Raw genomic sequence first — 4,803 nt, forward strand, 5'->3', positions numbered from 1 at the left:
AAAACTAAATGACCAGTTCACAGCATTCGCTTCTTTTGAAATCGAAGCAGATGACGACGGTAAAGCAAAGTTTGATGATGTATGGGTTGGTTTCAAAACTGACACTTGGGGTATGGCTTTCGGTGAGACTGGCGACCTAGCAGAATCTGCTGATGCAATCCAAAAAGACGACATTACTAACGAAGGTAACTACATGGGCTCTACTGGTGGTCACCACCGCGAGTCTAAAGGTCACGGCGTTGTGTTCAAAGGTGAGTTTGTTGAAGGTCTAACTCTAGTCGCTGATGTGAACACGACTTCTGAAGAAGATGTAGACAACACTTACGGTATCTCTGCGGATTACGCATTCAGCAACTTCTCTATCGGTACTTCATACATTACTGGTGAAGCTGAAAAAGACATCGATTACTCTCTTGCAGGCCTTTCGGCTTCTGCTGAGTTCGGTGGCCTTTACCTTGCACTGACTTACGCTCAGTTTGAGGGTGCTAACGAGTTTGGTTACTGGGAATACAAAGGCTCAGTATCTGACAAGGATGCTAAAGGGTACTTCAACGGCGACACAATGGGCTTCGCGGCTGCATACCAAATGGATAAGGTTCGCCTATACACAACTTACGCAATTGCAAACCTTGATGAAGAAGCTACTGTAACAGGCAATCTTAAGTTAGCTAAAGATACAGAGGTAGATAACCTAGTAGTCGGTGTTGATTACGCTTTCCGTGACAACATTTTGTTCCTAGCTGAGTACCAAACTGCAACTCTGGAATTTAACACGGTTGGTCAAAAAGATTACGATGCTGATACAGTAACAGCGGGTGTTTACTACACATTCTAATCTGTAGTGAACTATGCTTTACAAAAGCCAGCTGTTAGCTGGCTTTTTTACATTTATTGATTAAGGAATCGTATATGAATAAGTGGTATTTGAGTTTTGTCTGCCTACTCTCTGCACCGTACGCAACGGCTGCTCTTGACTTGGCTACCGGTATTTCACTAAATACCTTGAACGGCGAGGTTATTGAAAATGTGGAAGATGCTGTACTTACCTCTGGTGAAAACCAACTCGTTTTAGATTACACAGGGTATTTGAGCGATAAAGGCAAACGCGAATTCATCAGTACGGCTCCTTACATTATGGTATTTACCGTTCCTGAAAATGGAGATGTTGATGTTGATCTTGTAAGCCGAAAGTACAAGAAAATCGCAAAAAATGTAGACCGGGAACTGCCTATTTTCAATATTTCTGTAAACGGTGATGATGTAAAAGTAGCGCAAGAAGTTCTACCGCCATCTCAAGGCGCATTGCCTTACAGCGATATTCCTCAGTTGGTTAAAGATTACAATCAAGAAAGAGGTTTAGTTTTCGACTCAGGAAAGATTCGCTCATTGAAAGAAGAATTAGCCGCGGTTCAAACTGGTGCTGTGGTTGGTGCGACTGTTGCTGCTGATAGCACGGTTCAAGAGTCTGAAAATACGCTTCAACTTAAGCTTTGGTATTCAAGAGCCAGTGAAGAAGAGCGTAAAGCATTTCAAAAATGGTTGATTGACCAAAAATAAGATCAAAAGTTTTTAGAGCGAGGTGTTCTTATGTAACAGACACCTCGCTTTTTCATTTCTATCTAGTCTTTTATTAAATCTCTTTCCATTCACCTGGCTGGAGTTGCCCTACGTTCATGTCACCCATTGAGTAACGGATTAAACGCAGGGTAGGGAAACCGATATTCGCTGTCATTCGCCTTACCTGACGGTTACGCCCTTCGATGATAGTAATCGCTAACCAGGTCGTTGGTATTGCAGCTCTGAATCTTACCGGTGGATTTCTGTCCCATATCTCTGGCTCTGCCATTAACTCAACTTTTGCAGGCAGCGTCATACCATCTTTTAGTTCGACGCCTTTTCTCAATTTATCTAAATCCTCCTCAGAAGGTGCGCCTTCAACCTGCACCCAGTAAGTCTTTGGTGATTTTGAGTTTGGTTGAGTTAACTTGGCTTGAAAGATACCGTCATTGGTTAAAACCATTAACCCTTCACTGTCACGATCAAGTCGTCCGGCAGCATAAACGTCTTTTACTGGAATAAAGTCGGCGAGCGTCTTTCTGCCTTCACCATCAGTGAACTGGCTTAAAGTATCGAATGGCTTGTTGAACAAAATGATTTTGCGATCTTCGAGTGCAATTTTAGGTTTTGTATCCGCAGATTTAGGTTTGTATCTGTGCTTACTTGAGTACGATTTCTTGTGTGCATTGCCAGTATTATTTCTATTACTGTTCCGGCCCTGCTTGTTGCCGTTTTGTTTTAATTTGGTGCCAGAACGAGCTGGTTTGTCTGAACGAGAAGCGCTGCGTGAGCGAGTAGACATGTTAACTACCTTGCAAAAATGTAAACGAAGTGTGCTGAAAAGTTTTCACTGAAACGGAATTGAGCTATCATTTGCGCGCCTAAAAGACACAAAATAGAACAAGTTTATGGACTCTTGAGCCTGATTTGTTTAATTATACCAACGTGTTTTATTATAACAACGCACTCACGGATTTGGTTCATGCTGTCATTAGATTGCATGAAAAATAAGATAGAGTACGACTATCGAGTAAGCAGTTTTCACTCTCAGAGTCGCTTACTGGTCAATTTATAACATCTCACTATTCATGTGAGCTTGTAAGAACTATAGGGAAATTTCATGCCTACTGAAAAACCAACTATCATCTATACCATTACAGATGAAGCTCCGGCACTAGCAACTTACTCTCTACTGCCAATCATTCAATCTTTTACAGCTTCTTCAGGTATTAACGTTGATACTCGCGACATTTCACTTGCAGGGCGCATTATTGCCAACTTCCCTGACTACTTGAACGAAGAACAACGTATTGGTGATGCACTAGCAGAACTCGGTGAATTGGCTAAGACACCAGAAGCGAACATCATCAAGCTTCCAAACATCTCTGCATCAGTACCTCAACTACAAGCAACAATCAAAGAGCTACAATCAAAAGGCTACGCACTTCCAAACTACCCAGAAGAAGCAAACACTGACGAAGAGAAAGCAGTAAAAGCGACTTACGATAAGATCAAGGGTAGTGCAGTAAACCCAGTATTGCGTGAAGGTAACTCAGACCGCCGTGCACCGCTTTCAGTTAAAAACTACGCGAAGAAAAACCCGCACTCAATGGGTGCTTGGTCAGCAGACTCTAAGTCGCATGTTGCAAGTATGGAAGATAAAGACTTCTTCGGTAGCGAAAAATCGACAACAATCAACGGTGCGACAGAAGTAAGCATTGAATTTGTAGGTAAAGATGGCGCTAAGAAAACATTGAAGCCAGCATTTGCACTACAAGATAAAGAGATCATCGATGCTTCAGTGATGAACAAAGCAGCTCTAGTGGCATTCTTTGAAAAAGAAATCGCGTCAGCGAAAGAGCAAGGCGTACTGCTTTCTCTACACATGAAAGCAACCATGATGAAAGTCTCTGACCCTGTGATCTTTGGTCACGCGGTTAAGGTTTACTACAAAGACGTTTTCGCTAAGCACGGTCAGCTTTTTGAAGAGCTAGGTGTTGATGTGAACAACGGCATCGGTGATGTATACGCTAAGATCGCGTCACTGCCTCAAGATCAAAAAGCGGCAATTGAAGCTGACTTACAAGCGGTTTACGAAACTCAGCCACCACTTGCGATGGTTGATTCAGACCGTGGTATCACTAACCTGCACGTACCAAGTGACATCATTGTTGATGCATCTATGCCTGCAATGCTGCGTTCTTCTGGCCAAATGTGGGACCCGGAAGGTAAGCAAAAAGATACCAAAGCAATGATCCCAGATCGTAGCTACGCGAGCATCTACCAAGCAGTAATTGATTTCTGTAAAGAGAACGGCGCGTTCGACCCAACAACTATGGGTAGCGTACCAAACGTAGGTCTAATGGCTCAAAAAGCAGAAGAGTATGGTTCTCATGATAAGACATTCATTCTTGAAGCTGCTGGTCAGGTTCAAGTGGTTGACGCTTCAGGTTCTGTACTTCTAGAACAAGACGTAGAGGAAGGCGACATCTTCCGTATGTGTCAGGTTAAAGATGCACCAATCCAAGATTGGGTTAAGCTTGCTGTGACACGTGCTCGTGCTTCAGCTACTCCAGCAGTATTCTGGCTAGACGAATCTCGCGCACACGACGCAGAGCTTATTAAGAAAGTGAATGCTTACCTACCTGAGCATGATACAGATGGTCTAGAACTGAAGATTCTTTCTCCGCTAGAAGCGACCAAGTTCTCTCTAGTTCGTATTAAAGAAGGTCTAGATACGATTTCGGTTACAGGTAACGTACTGCGTGATTACCTAACTGACCTGTTCCCAATCCTAGAGCTTGGTACATCGGCTAAAATGTTATCAATCGTTCCACTAATGAACGGCGGTGGTCTATTTGAAACGGGTGCTGGCGGTTCTGCTCCTAAGCACGTTCAACAAGTAGAGAAAGAAAACCACTTGCGTTGGGATTCTCTTGGTGAATTCTTGGCACTAGCTGCATCTCTAGAGCACCTAAGTGTGGCTACAGGTAACGCTAAGGCGCAAGTTCTTGCTGATGCGCTTGATAAAGCGACAGGTGAATTCCTAGATAACAACAAGTCACCATCACGTCGAGTGGGCGAACTTGATAACCGTGGTAGCCACTACTACCTAGCGGCATACTGGGCTAAAGCACTTGCAGAGCAAACGGTTGATGCTGACCTTGCAGCTGAATTTGCTGCAGTGGCAAGCCAGTTAGCCGAAAGCGAAGAAGCAATTGTCGCTGAGTTAAATAACGCACAAGG

The 4,803-nt window shown here is 43.5% G+C and carries 4 protein-coding genes; 3 read left to right on the top strand and 1 reads right to left on the bottom strand.

Annotated features, from left to right (window positions below):
- Positions 1-835, top strand: an 835-nt coding sequence (locus tag BCT81_RS16825) for a porin (RefSeq protein WP_102425189.1), incomplete at its 5' end; no start/stop codon positions are given.
- A 74-nt stretch (positions 836-909) separates the two neighbouring features.
- The gene (locus BCT81_RS16830) at positions 910-1,557 is read left to right on the top strand and encodes a DUF2057 family protein (protein ID WP_102425190.1); all 648 of its coding nucleotides are present in this window, start codon (positions 910-912) and stop codon (positions 1,555-1,557) included.
- A gap of 73 nt (positions 1,558-1,630) precedes the next feature.
- Here BCT81_RS16830 and BCT81_RS16835 read toward each other — a convergent pair whose 3' ends face one another.
- Positions 1,631-2,359, bottom strand: a complete 729-nt coding sequence (locus BCT81_RS16835; RefSeq protein WP_102425191.1) for a pseudouridine synthase — start codon at positions 2,357-2,359, stop codon at positions 1,631-1,633.
- A 318-nt stretch (positions 2,360-2,677) separates the two neighbouring features.
- On the opposite strand from BCT81_RS16835, the gene BCT81_RS16840 reads away from it, so the two are divergent.
- Positions 2,678-4,803 (top strand): NADP-dependent isocitrate dehydrogenase (locus tag BCT81_RS16840; RefSeq protein WP_102425192.1); only part of this gene is annotated, 2,126 nt, incomplete at its 3' end.

The sequence above is a fragment of the Vibrio sp. 10N.261.52.A1 genome (assembly GCF_002876325.1).
Classification (GTDB): Bacteria; Pseudomonadota; Gammaproteobacteria; order Enterobacterales; family Vibrionaceae; genus Vibrio; species Vibrio chagasii.

Coding starts and splice junctions, on each gene's coding strand:
- BCT81_RS16830 (WP_102425190.1), top strand. CDS start 910: ATGAATAAGTGGTATTTGAGTTTTGTCTGCCTACTCTCTGCACCGTAC.
- BCT81_RS16835 (WP_102425191.1), bottom strand. CDS start 2,359: ATGTCTACTCGCTCACGCAGCGCTTCTCGTTCAGACAAACCAGCTCGT.